Source organism: Xanthomonas sp. 1678 (assembly GCF_031455575.1).
GTDB lineage: Bacteria > Pseudomonadota > Gammaproteobacteria > Xanthomonadales > Xanthomonadaceae > Xanthomonas_A.
In genome coordinates this window covers 127,061-147,520 of record NZ_JAVDSZ010000007.1, presented here as the reverse complement: position 1 = coordinate 147,520, position 20,460 = coordinate 127,061, and the positions used below count along the sequence as shown (strand labels likewise).

Sequence of the window (20,460 nt, the reverse complement as noted above, 5' to 3'; positions counted from 1 at the left end):
ACGCGCGCATCCTGTCGCCACTTCTCTCCGGAACGCATGCGATGATGAAACCGATTGTCTGGTTGCTGGGATGTTCGATGGCGCTGTCGTCGCTGACCGCCGCGGCCGAAAACGCCGCGGCTGCGGGTCCGCACAAGCCGCTGGTGATCGGTCACCGCGGCGCCAGCGCGCTGCGCCCGGAGCACACGCTGGCGGCGTATGCCAAGGCCATCGCCGACGGCGCCGATTTCATCGAGCCGGACCTGGTCTCGACCAAGGACGGTGCGCTGGTGGCGCGCCACGAGAACGAGATCGGCGCCACCACCGACGTCGCCGCGCACCCGCAGTTCGCCGCGCGCAAGACGCGCAAGACCATCGACGGGCAGCAGGTGGAAGGCTGGTTCACCGAAGACTTCACCCTGGCCGAGCTGAAGACGCTGCGCGCGCGCGAGCGCCTGCCGCAACTGCGCGGCACCGCGTTCGACGGGCAGTTCCAGTTGCTCACCTTCGACGAGATCATCGATTTCGCCGCGGCCGAATCGGCCACGCGCGGGCGTCCGATCGGGCTGATCCCGGAGATCAAGCACGGCACCTATTTCCAGGCGCTGGGCCTGGCGATGGAAGACAAGGTGCTGGCCATGCTGGACGCGCATGCGTACACGCGCAGCGCACCGGTGATCGTGCAGTCGTTCGAGATCGGCAACCTGCAGTCGCTGCACCGCAAGCTCGGCGACACCCATCCGAACGTGCGCCTGGTGCAGTTGCTGGGCGACCCGGAGGAACGCCCGGGCGACCAGCTGCGCGACGGCCCGACCTATGCGCAGATGGGCAGCGCGCAGGGCCTGCGCGCGATCGCCAAGTACGCGCAGCTGGTCAGTCCCAGCCTGCGCGCCATCGTCCCGGTCGATGCCGACGGCGCGCTGGCCGCGCCCACCGCCTTCGTCGCCGACGCGCATGCGGCCGGGCTGCAGGTGGTGCCGTACACGTTCCGTCCGGAGAACTATTTCCTGCCCGAGCACCTGCAGGACGCGCGCGGTCCGGCGGCGGTGAATGCCGATGGCAGCATCGCCGAGATGCGTGCGTTCATTGCCGCAGGGGTCGATGGCTTCTTCACCGACGACCCGGCAGTGGGTCGTGCGGCAGTGGATGGGACGGCGGTGTCGCGCGAGCGCTGAGGCGCTCTGCAGGGACACCTAGCGATCCTGTGGGAGCGACTTCAGTCGCGACGGGCTCTATCGGGAAAGCCCGTCGCGACTGAAGTCGCTCCCACAGAAGGGCCAAAGGGATTCGCAAGGATCGCTTCTCCCTGCAGGAGCAGCTTCAGCCGCGACCGGGCTTCACCAGTAAGATCCTGTCGCGGCTGAAGCCGCTCCTACAGGAGGCACCTGCGATCTCGCCGGTACACCGCGCTGGCCGCCACGCCGCCGCATCGCGATAATGCGCCGCTTCGCCTCGCCCTAGCGCCGCCGCCCGTGAACCAACCATCCTCGCCATCGCCGACCTTCGCTGCGCTGACCCCACGCGCCCTGCTGCTGGCGGTGCTGGCGATGGGTGCGGTGGTGCTGCTGTCGAACGTGCTGGTGCAATTCCCGATCAACGATTGGCTGACCTGGGGCGCCTTCAGCTATCCGGTGGCGTTCCTGGTCAGCAATCTGATCAATCGCCGCTTCGGGCCGCGCGCGGCACGGCGCGTGGCCTGGTGCGGCTTTGCGCTGGCGGTGCTGCTGTCGATCTGGATCGCCACCCCGCGCATCGCCGCCGCCTCGTGCCTGGCGTTCATCGCCGCGCAGCTGCTGGACATCACCGTGTTCGACCGCCTGCGCCGCGGCCGCTGGTGGCGCGCGCCGATCGTCGCCACCACCTGCAGCGCGACGCTGGACACCGCGATCTTCTGGTCGATCGCCTTCGCCGGTTCGGCGCTGCCGTGGGTCAGCTGGGCCGCCGGCGACCTGGCGGTGAAGCTGGGCATCGGCGTGTTCCTGCTGGCGCCGTTCCGCGCACTGCTGTGGCGGACCGCCCCGCCGGCCGCCGACGATGCATCGGCCACGCGCGCGCCGCCGCGTTAGGGCGCACCGCGATCCGCTTGGCGGCCGCCATGGAATCAGGCACCCGGCGTTTGCGCAACGTCCCGGCCTGGCAACGCGCAGCCACGCAAACGCCAATGGACGCCCCGTCGGCACTCGCCACGCCAGGCCGACGTCGGCAACATCGTCGCCGAGCCAGTACGACGGATCGAACAACGCCGCTACGTGCGGACGCGCACGTGGCTCGGACCCAATACACGCTTCGAATTCTTCCCCGCGATGCATCGACGGCGCCACGACTCGGACGCGAATCGGCCACCTCACAAACGAAAGGAGGCGAAGACAGATGACATCGAACTCTAGGCGCATGCTCCGCGATCCACTGCTTCTTCCGTTATTGCTCGCCTCGCTTCTGAATGCGCTTTCCGCAGGCGTTCTGTGGCAGAAAATTGCGGCCGCATGCGACCTCGGCCCCGGCTGGCCGGAATTACTGCAAGGACTCTGCGGCTTTCTTCTGCTTGTGCTCACGCTCATCAGGGCGCTTTGGCTCAAAAAGCGCGTCAACCCCAGATGACAGGCATGCCCCATGTCCACTTCAGGGGCGCGCCATCCACTTCCGGGCAGGCCGGGTGGGATCCGGCGCGCCGTCGGCGGGCCTGCCGCGCTATCGCCCGCTGCGCCCCGGCTCGAACGCCAACTCCTTGGCCTGCGCCGCGGCGGTGATCGCCGCGCGTGCGTGCGCGATCGCCTCGGTGCTGGCGGTCAGCCGCGGGCGCCGATCCAGCGTGCAGGCCAGGCCGGCGTCGACCAGGGTCGCGTGTGCGTCGTGCAACGTGGCGACGGTCGGCGCATCGAACCATGCGCTGGCCGCCAAGGCGTCGATCAGCGCCGGCGTATCGCGCGGCTGGGTCAGCTCGGGATGCTGCGCGGCGCCGAGCAGCACGCCGGCCTGCAGCAGGAACTCCAGGTCGACCAGGCCGCCGGCGCCCTGCTTCAGGTCGAAACGCGCCGCATCGCTGCGGTCCAGTTCGGCGCGCATGCGTGCGCGCATCTTCAGCACTTCCTCGCGCAACTGCGCGGCCTCGCGCGGGCGTGCCAGGGTCTGCGCCCGTACCTGCTCGAAGCGTTGCAGCAGGTCGGCGTCGCCGGCCACGCCGCGCGCGCGCACCAGTGCCTGGTGCTCCCAGGTCCAGGCACGCTCGCGCTGGTAGTCGGTGTAGCTGGCCAACGACGACACCAGCGCGCCCTTGCCGCCGTCCGGGCGCAGGCGCACGTCGATGTCGTACAGGCGACCGCCGCCGGTGACCGCGCCGAGCAGGGCGATCACCTTCTGCGCCAGCCGCGCGAACCAGCGTCCGCTCTCCAGCGGGCGCGCGCCGTCCGAGGCCTCCACGCCGGCGGCGTGGTCGTACAGGAACACCAGGTCCAGGTCCGAGCCGATGCCCAGTTCGATGCCGCCCAGGCTGCCGTAGCCGATGATCGCGAAGCTGCCGCCGGGTACTTCGCCATGGGCGGCGGCCAGTTCGGCGCGGGCCAGGCGCAGCACCGTCAGCACCACACCCTCGGCCAGTTCCGCGAGTTGGCGGGCGCTGCGCACCGCCGGCTGGCGCCGGTCCAGCGCGGCCAGCGCGATGCGGAAACTCAAGGCCTGGCGCGCTTCGTTGAGGCCGCGCAGCGCGGCTTCCGGATCGTCGCCGGCGGCGGCGACCGCGCTGTCGCACAGCCGCTGCATCGCCGCCCGATCCGGCATCGGCCCGGCGACGCGGCTGTCGAGCAGTTCGTCGAGCAGCAGCGGATACGCGGCCAGGCGTTCGGACAGGAACGCGCTGCGCGCCAGCACGTCGACCAGCCGCGCCAGCGCGCTGGGCTGTTCGTCGAGCAGCGCCAGGTAGCTGGCGCGGCGCAGAATCGCCTGCAGCAGGCCGAGCACGCGGTGCAGCGCGGCGTCGGCCTGCGGCGAGCGCGTGGCGGCATGCAGCAGCGCCGGCAGCACCCGATCCAGGCGCGCGCGCGCCGCGTCCGACAGCGTGCGCACGCCCAGCGACTGCACGAAACCGCGCAGCGCCTGGTCGGCGCCGTCGGCATCGGCGAATCCGGCCGCGGCCAGCACCTGGGAGCCGGCCTCGTGCGGCAGGCCGCGCCAGTAGCTGGCCAGCGCATCCGGCGCCGCGGCCTGCACCCGCGGCGCCAGCAGCTCGGCGAATTCGGCGGCGACGCGGTCGCGCTGCACCTGCAACGCGGCATACAGCTGCGCCCAGTCGGCGTAACCGAGGCCGAGCGCGATGCGCGCGCGGTCCAGCGGGTCTTCCGGCAGCGCATGGGTTTGCGCGTCGCGCAGCATCTGCAGGCGGTTCTCGACCTGGCGCAGGAAGCGGTACGCATGGGCCAGCGCGGCGCCATCCGCGGCCGCGACCTGGCCGCCGGCGACCAACGCCTGCAGCGCCGGCAGCAAGCGGCGCTCGCGCAACGCCGGCTCGCGGCCGCCGCGGATCAGCTGCAGCGACTGCACCAGGAATTCGATCTCGCGGATACCGCCGGGGCCGCGCTTGATGTCGTCCAAGCGATCGTGGCGCGCGACCTCGGCGGTGATCGCCGCCTTCATCTCGCGCAGCCCGTCGAGCGCGGTGAAGTCGAGATAGCGCCGGTACACGAACGGGCGCAGGGTCTGCAGCCAGTCCTCGCCGGCGGCGATGTCGCCGGCCACCGCGCGCGCCTTCAGCCACGCATAGCGCTCCCAGTCGCGGCCTTCGCGCTGGAAGTAGTGGTCCATGCCGGCGAACGACAGCGCCACCCGCCCTGCGGTGCCGAACGGCCGCAGGCGCAGGTCCACGCGGTGCGAGAAACCGTCGGCGGTGGTCTCGTCCAGCAGCCGCGCCAGGCGCTGGCCGAGGCGCGCGAAATATTCCTCGGCGGCGAGCGGACGCGCGCCATCGGACTCGCCGCCCTGCGGATACGCGTAGACCAGGTCCACGTCCGAGGAAAAATTCAGTTCGCCGCCGCCGAGCTTGCCCAGGCCGAACACCACCAGCCGCTGCGCGCTGCCGTCGGCGGCGCGGACCACGCCGTGGCGGGTGGCGAACTCGCCTTCCAGCGCCTGCAGCGCCAGGTCCAGGCAGGTCTCGGCCAGCTGCGTGCTGCTGGCCAGGGTCGCGTCGACATCGTCCAGACCCAGCACGTCGCGCCATACCAGCCGCGCCGACGCGGCGGCGCGATGGCGGCGCAGTTGCGCCGGCCATTGCGCCGGCTGCGCCGGGTCCAGCAGCGGCGGCGGCAACGGCGGCGGATCGGGCTGCGCCAGGTGCGCGAGCAGCGTCGGCTGCCGGCACAGCGTGTCGAGCAGGAACTCGCTGGCCAGCACGGCGCGCTGCAGGTCGGCGTCGAAGCCCGGGCGGTCGGGCCAGGGCAAGGCGCCGACGGCTTGGCGCAGGCGCGCCAGGTTGCGGTCCAGCACGGGCTGCAGGATGTCGGGAACAAGCAGGGAGGGCGCAGGCATCCGCCGATTCTGGCATCCCGCCGCGCCCGCAGACAGGGGCCGCATGTCGCCGGACGATGTTTGCGCCCAGGCCGCCGACTGGATCGCGGCTACGCCGCGCCGCATGCGTTCGGCACCATGCCCTGGTATTGCCTTAGAACGCGGCCCGGCGTCTTCGGCTCGGCCAAAATCCAGGCAAAAAAAAGCCCGCTTGCAGCGAACTGCCAGCGGGCCTTGCTCCCTCCCCCACGTCGGGATGCAGGACGATCTTGGGCGCTTTGTTTGCACATTGCACGCTGCACTGCAAAACGATACCGGGCGGTACATTCTGCTGCGCTGCGGGATGCGCCGAGGGCTGTTCCCGCCGTACGCGCGCTGCCTTGGCGAAGGCGCAATTGTCGCACCCGCATGTCGCGATCCGTGCGGGGCGTGGTCGACATCGATCGCGACACGCTTCGTCGACTACGCCTGCAGCGACCGATGACCCCAGCCGCTTCCGAGCCGACTCCACACGCTGTCATCCAGCCATGCGCAAACGCTTTGCCTGCATCGCGACGGCGGCGCGGCACGGTGCATCCGGCTGCGCGTTTGCATGACCGCAGCCACGCGCGAAGCCGATGCCGCCTTGCGACTCGATCAGGGTGCCGACGCGGGCGGCGCCGCGCTGTCCGGCAACCACGCCGGCTGCCGCTCGTACCACTCGCGCGCGTTCAGCAGATGCCATTGCCGCTGTTCGCCGCGCAGCGCCACGCCGACGCCGAGCACGCCCCAGCGCGCGTACAGGTCGCCCTGGGTACCGGCATCGCCGACCCGCAGGCGCGCGCGCAGCGACACGCGCTGGTTTTCCGCGGACAGGCGATCCAGCCACAGCGCGTCCTTGCGCCAACGCAGCTGGCCGCTCGCATCCAGCTGCCCGGCATCGGCCAGCTTGAGCAGCCACGCCGGCGCCTCGCTGCGCTGCGCGAACACCGCCAGCACCGGGCCGGCGTCGCGCATCTGGATCTGCACCTGCGCATCGGCCTGCTTGTCCCGCTCGGCGACGATGCGGCCGCGCGGCACGCGCAGCGTGGCCCACCAGTCGCGCTGTTTCGCCGCTTCGCCGTAGCGCACGCCTTGCAGGCGCAGCGTGCTGCCGCTCAGATCGAAGCGCTTGCCGTGCAGTTCCGCGCGCCGCAAGCGCGCGTCCAGGTCCAGGTCGCCCACCAGCGCCAGCCCGGCGGCCTGCAACTGCGCCTGGCGGCCGCGCAGGCGCACGTTGCCTGCGCCGACCTGCCCGGCGGCGTCCAGATGCAGGTCGCCGCTGAGCGAGCCGTTGCCGCCGAGCACGCGCACCTGCGATGCCGGCAGGTAGCGGTTGTAGGCGCGCAGGTCGGGCACGCGCGCATCGTCGAAACGCAGGCGTGCCTGCAGCGATTCCTTCAGCGTCGCCAGCGTGCCGTCGCCGTCCAGATCCAGGCGCAGGTCCTCGCCCTGCACGAAGATCGCCTTGGGCTCGGCCACCGGCGTCAACGCGAACGTGTGCATGCGCACGTTCACCTGCGTGCGCGGCTGCGCGGCGCTGCCGACGATGCGTCCGATGGCCTGCGCCTTGCCGCGAATCCGTACCTGCAGCACGTCGGCCACCGCCTGCACGTCGGGCACGTCGAGGCGGCTGCCCGGCTGCAGCGCACCCTGCGCCAGACGCAGATCGGCGGACACGTCGCCGCCGCCGTCGAGCCGGAACCACGGCTTGCGCACCAGCAGGTCGCTGATCCAGTTCAGCGATTCGAAATGCCAACGCCCCTGCAGCGTGCCGGACAACCGTGGCAGCAGCGCCGCCGGGTCGGCGAAGGGAATGCTGCGCCCGGCGATGCGCAGGTCGGCATCGATCATGCTGCGCGGGTCGACCTGGCCGGGCAGGCGCGCGCGCAGCCGGATGTCGCGATCGACGTCGAGCAGCAGCGCCAGCACGCCGCGGTCGGTGGCGCCGACGCCGGCGTGCAGCGGCACCCGCCAGTTGAGTTTGCTGCCCGGCTGCAGTTCGCCACGCAGCAGGCGCAGGTTCGCTTCCACGTGTCCGAGTCCGGGTTCGGTGCTCAGCCGGGTCTGGCCGCCGGCCGTATCGATACGCAGCGCCACGCTGCGTCCATGCACTTGCAGCGCCACGTCGGCGATGCCCAGCTTGCGCAGGCCCGGTGCCTGCGCCCGGTAGTGGCGCGGGAACGAGAAGCGCGCGTCCACGTGCGCCTGGTCGGCGATCTGGCGCTTGCCGTAGCGCACGCTGGCGTCGTCGAACACGATCTGCGACGGGAACAGTTCCGACGGCCCGCCGCGCAACTGCTTGAGGAAGCCCACGGTGCCGTGGCCCTTGCCCTCGATCGCCAGGTCGCCGAAGCGCGCGCGACGCAGCGTGCCGCTGTGGATCGCATCGAAGCGCAGCGTCCAGCCCTGGTCGCTGGGCGGCGGCGGCGGGATGGTGTCGGCGACGCGATCGATCTCGCCGATCACGTTCACCGCCTCCAGCCACGGCAGCCGCACTTCGCGGTGCAGCAGCGGCAGCAACGCGATGCGCGCGCTGGCGCGGTCGGCGCGCAGGGTCCACACGGTGCGCTGCACATGGCCGCGCATGCGCACGTTCCAGGCGGTGACGAAGCCCGGCAGCACGGTCAGCGCCGGGCCGGTCTGCATGCGGAATTTTTCCGGCTTGCGGTTGGTCGCCATGTCGAACAGCGGCGTGTTGAGGAACACGTTGCCCAGCAGCAGGTACAGCAGATAGGCGACCAGCAGCCCGCGCAGCAGCAGGCGCCACGGCCGCGGCCAGCGCCGGTAGCGTTCGAGGGCGGCGTTCAACGAGAGGCGGGCGAAGGGCGGCACTGCGGCACTATCGCTGCGCTGCGGCGTCGGGCGCGTGAAAGCCGCGCGCCGCCAGTGCCCCATCGGCGCAAACCCGGACCCGGCGCGATCCGCGATAATCGGCACTCCCTCTCTTTCCGCACGGTTGCCCATGTCCGCCGAACGCATCCTCCACCCGCGCCTGCGCGAGCGCGTCGTCACCGCCGAGGCCGCGGCCGCGCTGATCCAGCCCGGCGAGACGGTGGCGATGAGCGGCTTCACCGGCTCCGGCTACCCGAAGGCGGTGCCGATCGCGCTGGCGCAGCGGATCGAGGCCGCGCACCTGCAGGGCCAGGCGTTCAAGATCCAGTTGATGACCGGCGCCTCCACCGCGCCGGAACTGGACGGCGCGCTGGCCAAGGCCGACGGCATCGCCCTGCGCATGCCGTTCCAGACCGATCCGGACGCGCGCCAGCGCATCAACGCCGGCACCCTGGACTACATCGACATCCACCTCAGCCACGTCGCCCAGCATGTGTGGTTCGGCTTCTACGGCGAGATCGACACCGCGGTGGTCGAAGTGGCCGGCATCCGCGAGGACGGCAGCCTGATCCCGTCGACCTCGATCGGCAACAACAAGACCTGGCTGGACCTAGCCAAGAAAGTGATCGTGGAGGTCAACGATTGGCAGCCGGCCGGCATCGACGGCATGCACGACGTGTACTACGGCACCGCGCTGCCGCCGCAGCGCAAGCCGATCCCGCTGCTGCACGCCGACGATCGCATCGGCGAGCCGTCGCTGCGCTGCGATCCGGACAAGATCGTGGCGGTGGTGCGCACCCATGGCCCGGACCGCAACAGCCCGTTCGCCGCGGCCGACGCCACCAGCGAGCGCATCGCCGCGCACCTGATCGACTTCCTCCAACACGAAGTCGGCAAGGGCCGGCTGCCGGCCAACCTGCTGCCGCTGCAGTCGGGCGTGGGCAACATCCCCAATGCGGTGCTGGCCGGCCTGGCCAGCAGCGGCTTCCGCGACCTGAGCGCCTTCACCGAGGTGATCCAGGACGGCATGCTCGACCTGCTGCGCAGCGGCGTACTGAAGGTCGCGTCGTGCACCGGCTTCGCGCTGAGCCCGGAGGCGAACGAGGAGTTCAAGCGCAACATCGATTTCTACCGCGAGCGCATCATCCTGCGCACGCAGGAGATCTCCAACCATCCGGAGCTGGTGCGGCGGCTGGGCTGCATCGCGATGAACGGCATGATCGAGGCCGACCTGTACGGCAACGTCAACTCCACCCACGTGATGGGCAGCCGCATCATGAACGGCATCGGCGGCTCCGGCGACTTCGCCCGCAACAGTTTCCTGTCGATCTTCCTCAGCCCCAGCACCGCAAAGCAGGGCAGCATCTCGGCGATCGTGCCGATGGTCAGCCACGTCGACCACACCGAGCACGACGTCTCCATCGTCGTCACCGAACACGGCCTGGCCGACCTGCGCGGCCTGCCGCCGCGGCATCGCGCACGCCAGCTGATCGACCACTGCGTGGACCCGAGCTACCACGCGCAGCTGGAAGACTATTTCGATCGCGCGCTGCACGACAGCTACGGCAAGCACACCCCGCACCTGCTGCCCGAGGCGCTGTCCTGGCACCAGCGCTGGCTGGACACCGGCAGCATGCACGCCGCGGGTTGATCGAGAGCGGTGCGCACGTCGCCATCGCGGCTTCCTCGCTTCTTGCAGCTTCGGCCGCGACGAGCGAAGCGGCACTGCTGCCGGCCTAGGATGCTGTCGGGGCTGAAACCCCTCCTACAGTGCACCCAGCAAGCTTGCCGCGAGTCCCTGTAGGAGCGGCTTCAGCCGCGACGAACGAAGGAAGAGACCCGCCGACGTCGGGAGTTGCCGGGGCCGAACCTCGACAACCTCCGCTATGAATCGATGGACGAAAGAACCAACTCAGGCTCGTGCAGGAACGCCAGTTTGCGTGCGCGCGGCAATTGCTTGAGCGCCCATTCGGCGCGCGAGGCGGCGGCGCGGTCCGGATAGGCGCGGCTGGCCAGTAGTCGCAGCGGTGGGTTGGCGCGGGTGTACTTGGCGCCGGTGCCGCGCAGATGCGCCTGGAAGCGCGCCTCGAGGTCGACGGTGATGCCCGCGTAGTAGCTGCCGTTGCGGCATTCGAGCAGATACAGGAACCAGGGCGTGGAGTCGGCCATGCGCGCATTATCGGTCAGCGCGCGCTTCGCGCCACCGTCCGCAGCGTTGCATTGCCCTATGCGTTCGACCTCTGGCCATACCTCTGCCGATCCATCCCATCCCATCGATGCCGACGCCGACGCCGGCGCCGATCATCGCGATCGCCGCGCCGCGCTGAACCGCTACGAAACCGGCTTTAACACAACCCGAACACCTTGCCAGTCCCTGGCACACGCCGGCAAACCACAGCCACGGCGCAGGCGCATAAATTTCACCACCGGCCGGATGCCGTCGATGACGAGGCTCTCTCCCTTTGGATTCGACGGCACGGCCGGGTCTTTTTTAGGCGATACGCAACGGACATCTCGTGCGTCGCCTGTGACCCGCCACCGGATCAACAGCGCTTCGACGGCCCATGTCTGGCGCCGCATCGGACGCGCCCCCAGCCTTTGCTGGCGACGCCGGCATGTCGCGCTGAAGCCGCCTACAAGGACTGCGCCTCCCCTGCTACGCGCGCTGTGGAAGAGGCTTCCATCCCTGCTGTCACCGGGGTTGGAGAGATCACTCCTGCGCTCGTCGCGGCTGAAGCCGCTCCTACAGAAGAGCGGCACGCGTGAGAGCGGCACGCGTTCCGTGTGGTGTTGCCGCTTTGCTCAGGCCGCCTGCGACAAACGCGCCTGGCGCCGCGCGCGCACCGCCTGCGCCAGTCGCTCCAGCACCTGCACCGAACTGTCCCAATCGATGCAGCCATCGGTGATGCTCTGCCCGTAGACCAGCGGCTGGCCGTCGACCAGTTCCTGGCGCCCGCCGACCAAGTGGCTTTCCACCATCACTCCGACGATGCGGGTCTGTCCGGCCTCCAGCTGGGTGGCGATGTCCTCGACCACCTTCGGCTGGTTGTCTGGGTTCTTGCCGCTGTTGGCGTGGCTCGCATCGACCATCAGCCGCGCCGGCAGCCCGGCCTTCTCCAGCACCTGGCCGGCGGCGTCGACGCTGGCCGCATCGTAGTTGGGCAGCTTGCCGCCGCGCAGGATCACGTGGCAATCGGGATTGCCGGTGGTCGCGGCGACCGCGGTCTGCCCGTCCTTGGTCACCGCCAGGAAATGATGCGGATGCGAGGCCGCGCCGACCGCGTCGACCGCGATCTTGACGTCGCCGCTGGTGCCGTTCTTGAACCCGACCGGGCACGACAGCCCCGACGCCATTTCCCGGTGCACCTGGCTTTCGGTGGTGCGCGCGCCGATCGCGCCCCAGGCCACCAGGTCGGCGATGTACTGCGGCGAGATGATGTCGAGGAATTCCACGCCGGCCGGCAGGCCGAGGCGGTTGATGTCGCGCAGCAGGCCGCGCGCCAGGCGCAGGCCCTTGTTGATGTCGAAGCTGCCGTCGAGGTTGGGATCGTTGATCAGGCCCTTCCAGCCGACCGTGGTGCGCGGCTTCTCGAAATACACCCGCATCACGATCTCCAGCGCATCGCCGTAGGCGTCGCGCAGCGGGCGCAGGCGCTGCGCGTACTCCATCGCTGCGACCGGATCGTGGATCGAGCACGGGCCGATCACCACCGCCAGGCGATCGTCGCGGCCGTGCAGGATTTCATGCAGCGCCGCGCGCGAAGCGGCGACGGTCTGCGAGGCCTCTTCGTCGCAGGGCAGCAGCGACTGCAACTGGGCGGGCGGGGTCAGCGGTTCGATCTTGCGGATGCGCAGATCGTCGGTGTGGGGAGCCATTGGAATCTCTCGTCGGGGGTCTGGGTGGGGAGCCAGGTCCGGCGGCATGAAAAAAGCCGCCAGGTTCGCTGGCGGCTTTCGGGGATGCGGCTGAAGTTTCCTTCAGGGTGAACGCATTCCTTCCTCCGCCAGCGGCATCGGAAAACCGTAGTACCAAAAATAAAAGCTGCGGTTGGCGTTCATGGGATGCATTGATAGCACAGGATTTTTGCGGGTGCCACAGTTGCTGATGCAACTGTGGCTGCGGGACTCGGGACTCGGGACTCGCAGGGCAGGTTCTCGCGCGCAGGCCGGCTCTCGGCTCTTCCGAGTCCCGGGTCCCCTGTCCCGAGTCCCGGCTCAAGTCGAACACATCCCACCGCGCACAAAAAAAGAGCCCCGCATCGCTGCGGGGCTCCTTTCGACTGCGTACTGCAGGTCGGCTTGCGCCGGCGCGGATCAGAAATCCATGCCGCCCATGCCGCCCATGCCGCCGCCCATGCCGCCACCGGCGGCCGGCTCTTCCTTCTTCGGCGCATCGGCCACCATCGCTTCGGTGGTGATCATCAGGCCGGCGATCGACGCGGCGTTCTGCAGCGCCGAACGGGTCACCTTGGTCGGGTCCAGGATGCCGAACTCGACCATGTCGCCGAACTCGCCGTTGGCGGCGTTGTAACCGAAGTTACCGGTGCCTTCCTTGACGCGGTTCAGGATCACCGACGGCTCTTCGCCGGCGTTGGTGACGATCTCGCGCAGCGGCGCTTCCATCGCGCGCAGCGCGATCTGGATGCCGTGGGTCTGATCTTCGTTGGCGCCCTTCAGCTCGCCGATCGCGGTCAGCGCGCGCACCAGGGCCACACCGCCGCCCGGGACCACGCCTTCTTCCACGGCCGCACGGGTCGCGTGCAGGGCGTCTTCGACGCGCGCCTTCTTTTCCTTCATCTCGATCTCGGTCGAGGCACCGACCTTGATCACCGCCACGCCGCCGGCCAGCTTGGCCACGCGCTCCTGCAGCTTCTCGCGGTCGTAGTCCGAAGAGGTCTCTTCGATCTGCGCCTTGATCTGCTTGATGCGCGATTCGATGCCGGTGGTTTCGCCGGCGCCGTCGATGATGGTGGTGTTCTCCTTGGAGACCTGCACCTTCTTGGCGCGGCCCAGGTCCTTGATGGTCGCCTTCTCCAGCGCCAGGCCCACTTCCTCGGAGATCACGGTGCCGCCGGTCAGCACGGCCATGTCTTCCAGCATCGCCTTGCGACGGTCGCCGAAGCCCGGGGCCTTGACCGCCACGACCTTGACGATGCCGCGGATGGTGTTGACCACCAGGGTCGCCAGCGCTTCGCCTTCGACTTCCTCGGCGACGATCAGCAGCGGCTTGCCCGACTTGGCGACGCCTTCCAGCACCGGCAGCAGGTCACGGACGTTGGAGATCTTCTTGTCGTGCAGCAGGATGAACGGGTCGTCCAGGTCGGCCGACTGGCTCTGCTGGTTGTTGATGAAGTACGGCGACAGGTAGCCGCGGTCGAACTGCATGCCCTCGACCACGTCCAGCTCGTTGTCCAGGCCCGAGCCTTCTTCAACGGTGATGACGCCTTCCTTGCCGACCTTCTTCATCGCGTCGGCGATGATGTTGCCGATCGACTCGTCGGAGTTGGCCGAGATGGTGCCGACCTGGGCGATCGCCTTGTCGTCGGCGGTGGGCTTGCTGATCTTCTTCAGCTCGGCCACGGCGGCCACGACGGCCTTGTCGATGCCGCGCTTGAGGTCCATCGGGTTCATGCCGGCGGCGACCGCCTTGGAACCTTCGCGGATCAGCGCCTGCGCCAGCACGGTGGCGGTGGTGGTGCCGTCGCCGGCGTTGTCGGAGGTCTTGGAGGCGACTTCCTTCACCATCTGCGCGCCCATGTTCTCGAACTTGTCGGCAAGCTCGATTTCCTTGGCGACGGAGACGCCGTCCTTGGTGATGGTCGGGGCGCCGAAGCTCTTCTCGAGCACGACGTTGCGGCCCTTCGGACCCAGGGTGGCCTTGACGGCATTGGCGAGAATGTTGACGCCGCGCACCATGCGCGAACGAGCGTCTTCACCGAAACGGATATCTTTGGCAGCCATGTGTGTAACTCCGGGATTCGTGATTGGGGATTGGGGATTCGCTAGAAGCGGGATTCGGGCCGATCAGGGATCGCGGCGCGGCAGGCGCGCTGCGAATCCCGGATCCGATTGCCGGATCCCGCTATCAGGGGGCTCTTAGCCCACGATCGCCAGGATGTCGTCTTCGCGCAGCACCTTGTACTCGACGCCTTCGGACTTGTAGCTGGAGCCGGCGTACTGGCCGTAGATGACCTTGTCGCCGACCTTGACCGCCGGAGCGCGGACGCTGCCGTTGTCCAGCGGCTTGCCGCTGCCGATGGCCACGATCTCGCCCTTGGTGGACTTTTCCTTGGCCGAGTCCGGGATCACGATGCCACCGGCGGAAATTTCGTCGGCTTCGATCGGCTTGACTACGACGCGGTCGTGAAGCGGCTTGATGCTCATTGAGAGAGACCCTCTTAAGTGATTGATTGGTCTGGGAAAGGCTGGCGATGTTAGCACTCGCATGTGACGACTGCCAGCAACGCTCGCGAAAAAACCCGGTGTGCCGGGATGCGCTTGATGTGGTGCTGGCCGGCGCCCTTTCAAGGGCCGGCCGCAAAAAATTTCGCCCTGCCGGCCGCCCGGGCTGCGGAACTGGTACCCGGATTCCGCACGCTGTCACAGAGGCAGGCTAGTCTCGCAGACCCAGGGGGGACCATCCAAAAGGAGTTGTCGATGAAGCCATCCGCCGTTGCGCTACCCCTCGCCTGTCTGCTGGCCCTGGCCGGCCCCGCCCAGGCCGCCGTATTCATCAACGAATTGCACTACGACGATGCCACCGCCGCCGGCGATACCGGCGAGGGCGTGGAGATCGTCGCCACCGCCGGCGAGAGCCTGAGCGGCTACAAGGTCTACCTGTACAACGGCAGCAACCCGGGCGCCGCGGTGGCGTACGCCAATACCGCGGTGCCGGCCGGCAACCTGGTCAGCTGCGGCGGGCAGGTGCGCATCGCCACCGTCGGCTATGCCAGCAACGGCGTGCAGAACGGCGCCAACGACGGCCTGGCGCTGGTCGACGGCAGCGGTCAGGTGGTGCAGTTCCTCAGCTACGAGGGCGCGATCACCGGCGGCGGCGGCCCGGCCGCCGGCCTGAGCAGCCAGAACCTGCCGGTCAGCGAGAGCAACAGCACCGCGGCCGGCACCTCACTGCAGCTGCGCGGCAGCAACGGCAGCGCGGCCGCCAATTTCACCTGGGCCGGCAGCTCGGCCAGCAGCTTCGGCGCCTGCAACAGCGGCCAGACCTTCAGCGGCGGCAGCAGCAACACCGCGCCGTCGGTGGTCTCGACCACGCCCACCCAGGGCGCCAGCAACTTCCCCGCCGCCGGCGACCTGGCGGTGACCTTCAGCGAGACGGTGAGCCTGGCCAGCGGCGCGTTCGCGCTGAGCTGCAGCCAGTCCGGCACGGTGGCGCTGAGCTACCCGAGCAGCGGCAGCCAGTTCGCCATCTCCACCAACACCGCGCTGGCGGCCGGCGAAAGCTGCAGCCTGAGCATCCTCGCCGCGCGGGTCAGCGACGCCGGCGGCGCGCATCCGGCGCAGGACGGCAGCATCGCCTTCAGCGTCGCCAGCGGTGGCGGCGGCAGCACCGGCTACTACTCGCGGGTCAACACCGCCAATGCCAGCCAGTTGCGTTGCTCGCTGCACGAGACGATCAAGGGCCACACCGTCTACCCGTACAGCAGCAGCTCGGGCACCAGCACCTGGACCATCCTGGAGATCGCCGACGAGGACCCGAACAACAGCGGGCGCATCCTCGACGCCTACCGCAACCGCAGCTACGCCAAGGTCAGCGACCGCGCCGGCAGCGGCAGCGGCCTGCGCTACAACCGCGAGCACAGCTGGCCGAACTCGCTCGGCTTCGGCTCGGCCAGCGGCGACAAGGGCCTGCCCTACGCGCCGTACACCGATACGCACATGCTGTACCTGACCGACGCCACCTGGAACGCCGACCGCGGCAACAAGCCCTACGCGAACTGCGACAGCAACTGCGGCGAGCGCATCACCGAGGCCAACGCCGGTTTCGGCGGCGGCAGCGGCAGCTACCCCGGCAATTCCAACTGGGTGCGCACCCCGGACGGCAATGGCGGCAGCTTCGAGGTGTGGAACCACCGCAAGGGCGACATGGCGCGCGCTGTGATGTACATGGCGATCCGCTACGAAGGCGGCACCGACGCCGGCACCGGGCAGTCCGAGCCGGACCTGGAGCTGACCGACGACCGCAGCAAGATCGTGCAGACCTCGGCCTCGCCGGCCTACATGGGCCTGCTGTCGACGCTGATCGCGTGGAGCCAGCTGGATCCGCCGGACGATGCCGAGCGTGCCCGCAACGAAGTGATCTACAGCTTCCAGGGCAACCGCAACCCGTTCATCGACCATCCGGAGTGGGCGACCTCCGGGCTGTTCACCTCGGCCAAGCCGGCGAGCTGCCAGTTGCTCAACTGACGTATCCCCTGGCGCGCGCCGATCGCGGCGCGCCAGGGTTGGCGGCGCGGCCTGGGCATCGCCCCGGTCGCTCCTGCGCGCGGCGCGTGCATCGCCGCCATCGCCTGCATTCTGCACCCCTGGGACGACAGGCACACACACGACCGGGCTCCACGGCTGCACGAGGCGTCGCGACGCTGCGTGCCGTGCCGCAACTGCGGCAATCGCGCGGCACCAGAACACGCCGGCATCGCCGCCGGCGTCATGAAATCTGCTTGCCTGGTTAGAACCGCCGCCCGCCGACGGCATCCGCACACGTCCGCCTCTGGCGGCGGTACCGGCGCAGGCACGGCGCGGCGGCCCTCGCCGACTGCCGCGCACGCCATCGCAACCGGCCGCCGCCGTCCGCGGACCCACTGCCCATACGCGCCGGCAAAGCCCTGCCGGCGTCCCTATACTGTCGGCCGCATGTCTTCGCCCCCGCTCCGTTTGCTGTTCAGCACCTGCCCCGATCCGGCCAGCGCCGCGCGCATCGCGCTGGTCTTGGTCGAGGAACGGTTGGCCGCGTGCGTGAGCCGCTTGCCCGGCGTGCAGTCGACCTATCGATGGCAGGACGCCGTGGAGCAGGCCGAGGAAGTGCTGCTGCTGATCAAGACCGCTGCCGACCGCGTCCCCGCGTTGCAGCGGCGGCTGAGCGAACTGCATCCCTACGACGTCCCCGAACTGATCGAGCTCGAGGTCGCCGGCGGCCTGCCCGCCTACCTGCAGTGGGTGCATGCCGAAACCCGTGAGGAACCGTAAGCCGATGACCTTGCTGCACCGTCTCGCCGCCCTGTGCCTGCTGGCCGTGGCCGCCTTCCCCGCCCTGGCGATCAACGAAAAGGACCTGCTGCCGGTCGACCAGGCCTTCGTGCTGACCGCGCAGGCGCCGGAGCGCGGCCGCATCGCGCTGCACTGGAAGATCGCCGACGGCTACTACCTGTACCGGCACCGGATCGCGGTGCGGGTGGAGAGCGGCTTCAAGGCCAACCCGACCCTGCAACTGCCCGCCGGGCACAAGAAGACCGACCCCTACTTCGGCGAGGTGGAAACCTACCGCGGCCAGCTCAGCGCGGTGCAGACCGGCGCCGCCGCCAGCGGCGTGGACACGCTGCAGGTGGAAGTGCGCTACCAGGGCTGCGCCGATGCCGGGGTCTGCTATCCGCCGCAGAAGCGCCTGCTCAGCGTGGCGCTGCCGGCGGAAGAGACCGGCTTGGCCGCGGCCGCGTCCTCGCCGCTACCCGGCAGCGGTCCGGGTAACGCCGGCCCCGCCGCCAAGCCGCTGTTCGGCGCTGGCGCCAGCGCCGTGCAGGGGCTGCCGCTGCCGTCGGACCAGGCGTTCGGTTTCGAGGCCATCGTCGGCGACGGCAACACCCTGCTGCTGCGCTTCACCCCGGCGCCGGGCTACTACCTGTATCGGGACCGCACCGCGCTGGCGCTGGAAGGCGCCGCCGGCATCCGCACCGGCATGCCGCAGTGGCCGCAGGGCCGCTCGCACAAGGACGAGCATTTCGGCAACGTGGTGGTGTATTTCGACCAGGCCGAGGTCACCGTGCCGCTGCAGCGCCAGCGCGCCGATGCGGCCGAGGCGACCCTGGTCGCCACCTTCCAGGGCTGCCAGAGCGAGGGCATCTGCTATCCGCCGATGACCCGGCGGGTGAAGCTGTCGCTGCCCAAGGGCAAGGTCAGCCCCGACGGCCAGGCCGAGGTGGCGCCGTTGCTGGTGACGCCGCTCAACAGCAGCCAGGCCGACGCCAGCGCCGCGGCCGCCGACACCGCGACCCCGGTGACCGCGGCCGACGCGGCGACGCCGCCCGATGCGTCGGTGCACAACGCCGCGCGCAGCACCGCGCCGCAGGCCGAGCCGCAGAACCTGCTGTGGATGCTGCTGCTGGCGCTGGGCGGCGGGCTGGTGCTGAACCTGCTGCCGTGCGTGCTGCCGATCCTGTCGCTGAAGGTGCTGGGCGTGGCGCAGAGCGGCGAGAGCCGCAGCCGCGCGCGCAGCCATGCGCTGTGGTACACGCTGGGCGTGCTGGTGTCCTTCGCCGTGGTCGGCGGCATCGCCGTCGCCGCGCGCTTGCTGTGGGGCTTCCAGTTGCAGCGCCCGGGCTTCGTCGCGGTGCTGGTGTACCTGATGTTCGTGGTCGGCCTGAGCCTGTCGGGCGTGTTCACCCTGAGCGCCAACCTCGGCGGCCTGGGCCAATCGCTGTCCACGCGCAGCGGCCCGGTCGGCGACTTCTTCACCGGCGTGCTGGCCTGCGTGGTGTCCAGCGCCTGCATCGGCCCGTTCATGGGCCCGGCGCTGGGCTATGCGCTGACCGCGCCGCCGGCGATGGCGATGCTGGTGTTCCTGACCCTGGGCCTGGGCCTGGCGCTGCCGTTCCTGCTGATCGGCTTCGTGCCCTCGCTGGCCAGGCGCCTGCCCAAGCCCGGCGCGTGGATGGAAACGCTCAAGCAGGTGCTGGCGTTCCCGATGTACCTGACCGCGATCTGGCTGCTGTGGGTGCTGGGCAAGCAGCGCGGCGTGGATGCGGTGGCGCTGCTGCTGGTCGGCGCCACGCTGCTGGCGCTGGGCCTGTGGTGGTTCGAGCGCGCGCGCTGGCGCGGACACAAGGCGGGCATGCGCCTGGCCAGCGTGTTGCTGCTGCTGGCGCTGGTGCCGGCCTGGGGCGTGACCCGGCTGCCGGCGCCCGGCGCCACGGTGGAGCGCAACACGGTGGCCTATTCGCCGGAGATGCTGGACCGGCTGCGCACCGACAACCGCGTGGTGTTCGTCAACATGACCGCCGACTGGTGCGTGACCTGCAAGGCCAACGAGCGCAACGTGTTCAGCGGCGACGCCTTCCGCGACACGCTCAAGCGCGTCGACGCGGTGTACATGAAAGGCGACTGGACCAACGAGGACCAGCGCATCAGCGCCTTCCTCGCCGAGCACAAGGCGGTCGGCGTGCCGCTGTACGTGGTCTACGGCCCGGGCGCGCCGCCGACCGTGCTGCCGCCGGTACTGAGCCAGGCGGTGGTCGAGGACGCCCTGCTGCGCGCGGCGCGATGAAGGCCACGCCGCCGCGGCTGCTCGCGGTCGCCGCGGTGGCGGCGGTGCTGGGCGTGGCCGCCGCGCAGCTGTGGTGGCGCGTGCCGACGACCTCGTCGCCGACGCCGGCCACCGGCACCGCGACAACTGCTCCCGCCGCACCCGCACGCGTCGCCGCGGCCCGCCCCGGCGACATGGCGCCAGCGCTGCGCCTGCCCACGCTCGACGGCGGCAGCCTGACCCTGGAACGGTTCCGCGGCCGTCCGCTGCTGGTCAACGTCTGGGCCAGTTGGTGCGAGCCGTGCGTGCGCGAGATGCCCGAGCTCGACCGCCTGGCGCAGGCGCAGCCGGCCGACGGCCTGCAGGTGCTCGGTATCGCCCTGGACCGCCCCGAGGACGTGCGCGCCTTCCTGCAACGGGTGCCGATCGCCTACCCGATCGCGCTGGAAACGCCCGGCCCCGCCGATGCCAGCGTGCGCCTGGGCGATACCCAGGGCCTGCTGCCCTACAGCGTGCTGATCGGCGCCGACGGCCGCATCGTGCGGCAGAAACTGGGGCCGTTCGCGCCGGGCGAAGCGGAGCGGTGGGCGCGACTGCCGTAGGCGCGATCTTCCGGAACGATACTGCGTCCTGCGCATGTGCCGTCGCGCGTGTGCTTG

Annotated in this window: 14 protein-coding genes; 8 read left to right on the top strand and 6 right to left on the bottom strand. The window is 69.9% G+C overall.

Annotated elements, in window-relative coordinates; genetic code table 11:
- Positions 1–41: 41 nt before the first annotated feature.
- From J2Y70_RS14065 to J2Y70_RS14055, 3 genes are all read left to right on the top strand, one after another.
- Positions 42–1,154: a glycerophosphodiester phosphodiesterase gene (locus J2Y70_RS14065; protein WP_309918655.1), complete on the top strand. Its 1,113-nt coding sequence runs from the start codon at positions 42–44 to the stop codon at positions 1,152–1,154.
- A gap of 297 nt (positions 1,155–1,451) precedes the next feature.
- Positions 1,452–2,045 (top strand): queuosine precursor transporter, encoded by a 594-nt coding sequence (locus J2Y70_RS14060; RefSeq protein WP_263396966.1) that lies wholly within the window; start codon positions 1,452–1,454, stop codon positions 2,043–2,045.
- Positions 2,046–2,349: 304 nt separating this feature from the next.
- Complete coding sequence (locus tag J2Y70_RS14055; RefSeq protein ID WP_309918651.1) at positions 2,350–2,577, top strand: hypothetical protein; 228 nt, start codon at positions 2,350–2,352, stop codon at positions 2,575–2,577.
- A 90-nt stretch (positions 2,578–2,667) separates the two neighbouring features.
- Here J2Y70_RS14055 and glnE read toward each other — a convergent pair whose 3' ends face one another.
- On the bottom strand, positions 2,668–5,496 hold the full coding sequence (gene glnE / locus J2Y70_RS14050) for a bifunctional [glutamate--ammonia ligase]-adenylyl-L-tyrosine phosphorylase/[glutamate--ammonia-ligase] adenylyltransferase (protein WP_309918648.1): 2,829 nt from the start codon (positions 5,494–5,496) through the stop codon (positions 2,668–2,670).
- Positions 5,497–6,111: 615 nt separating this feature from the next.
- Positions 6,112–8,304 carry a hypothetical protein gene (locus J2Y70_RS14045; RefSeq protein WP_309918646.1) on the bottom strand — a complete coding sequence of 731 codons (2,193 nt, stop codon included), beginning with the start codon at positions 8,302–8,304 and terminating at the stop codon, positions 6,112–6,114.
- 154 nt (positions 8,305–8,458) lie between these two features.
- On the opposite strand from J2Y70_RS14045, the gene J2Y70_RS14040 reads away from it, so the two are divergent.
- Entirely contained in the window at positions 8,459–9,979 is a 1,521-nt protein-coding gene (locus J2Y70_RS14040; protein WP_309918643.1) for an acetyl-CoA hydrolase/transferase family protein, read from the top strand.
- Between the two features lie 233 nt (positions 9,980–10,212).
- On the opposite strand, the gene J2Y70_RS14035 is transcribed toward J2Y70_RS14040, so the two are convergent.
- The 4 genes from J2Y70_RS14035 to J2Y70_RS14020 all read right to left on the bottom strand — a co-directional run bounded on the left by J2Y70_RS14035 (position 10,213) and on the right by J2Y70_RS14020 (position 14,712).
- On the bottom strand, positions 10,213–10,497 hold the full coding sequence (locus tag J2Y70_RS14035; RefSeq protein WP_309918924.1) for a GIY-YIG nuclease family protein: 285 nt from the start codon (positions 10,495–10,497) through the stop codon (positions 10,213–10,215).
- A 633-nt stretch (positions 10,498–11,130) separates the two neighbouring features.
- Positions 11,131–12,204 (bottom strand): 3-deoxy-7-phosphoheptulonate synthase, encoded by a 1,074-nt coding sequence (locus J2Y70_RS14030; RefSeq protein WP_263396960.1) that lies wholly within the window; start codon positions 12,202–12,204, stop codon positions 11,131–11,133.
- Between the two features lie 438 nt (positions 12,205–12,642).
- Positions 12,643–14,289 (bottom strand): chaperonin GroEL, encoded by a 1,647-nt coding sequence (gene groL / locus J2Y70_RS14025; protein ID WP_263396959.1) that lies wholly within the window; start codon positions 14,287–14,289, stop codon positions 12,643–12,645.
- Between the two features lie 135 nt (positions 14,290–14,424).
- Positions 14,425–14,712: a co-chaperone GroES gene (locus J2Y70_RS14020; protein ID WP_263111158.1), complete on the bottom strand. Its 288-nt coding sequence runs from the start codon at positions 14,710–14,712 to the stop codon at positions 14,425–14,427.
- A gap of 273 nt (positions 14,713–14,985) precedes the next feature.
- Here J2Y70_RS14020 and J2Y70_RS14015 point away from each other — a divergent pair, with 273 nt between their 5' ends.
- The 4 genes from J2Y70_RS14015 (at position 14,986) to J2Y70_RS14000 (ending at position 20,403) form a co-directional block, all read left to right on the top strand.
- Positions 14,986–16,752, top strand: a complete 1,767-nt coding sequence (locus J2Y70_RS14015) for an endonuclease (protein ID WP_309918637.1) — start codon at positions 14,986–14,988, stop codon at positions 16,750–16,752.
- A gap of 447 nt (positions 16,753–17,199) precedes the next feature.
- Positions 17,200–17,532, top strand: a complete 333-nt coding sequence (gene cutA / locus J2Y70_RS14010; protein WP_309918634.1) for a divalent-cation tolerance protein CutA — start codon at positions 17,200–17,202, stop codon at positions 17,530–17,532.
- A gap of 4 nt (positions 17,533–17,536) precedes the next feature.
- Entirely contained in the window at positions 17,537–19,822 is a 2,286-nt protein-coding gene (locus J2Y70_RS14005) for a protein-disulfide reductase DsbD (RefSeq protein ID WP_309918631.1), read from the top strand.
- The gene (locus tag J2Y70_RS14000) at positions 19,819–20,403 is read left to right on the top strand and encodes a TlpA disulfide reductase family protein (RefSeq protein WP_263396955.1); all 585 of its coding nucleotides are present in this window, start codon (positions 19,819–19,821) and stop codon (positions 20,401–20,403) included. Before J2Y70_RS14005 ends, J2Y70_RS14000 begins: the two co-directional genes overlap by 4 nt.
- The last annotated feature ends 57 nt before the right edge of the window (positions 20,404–20,460 follow it).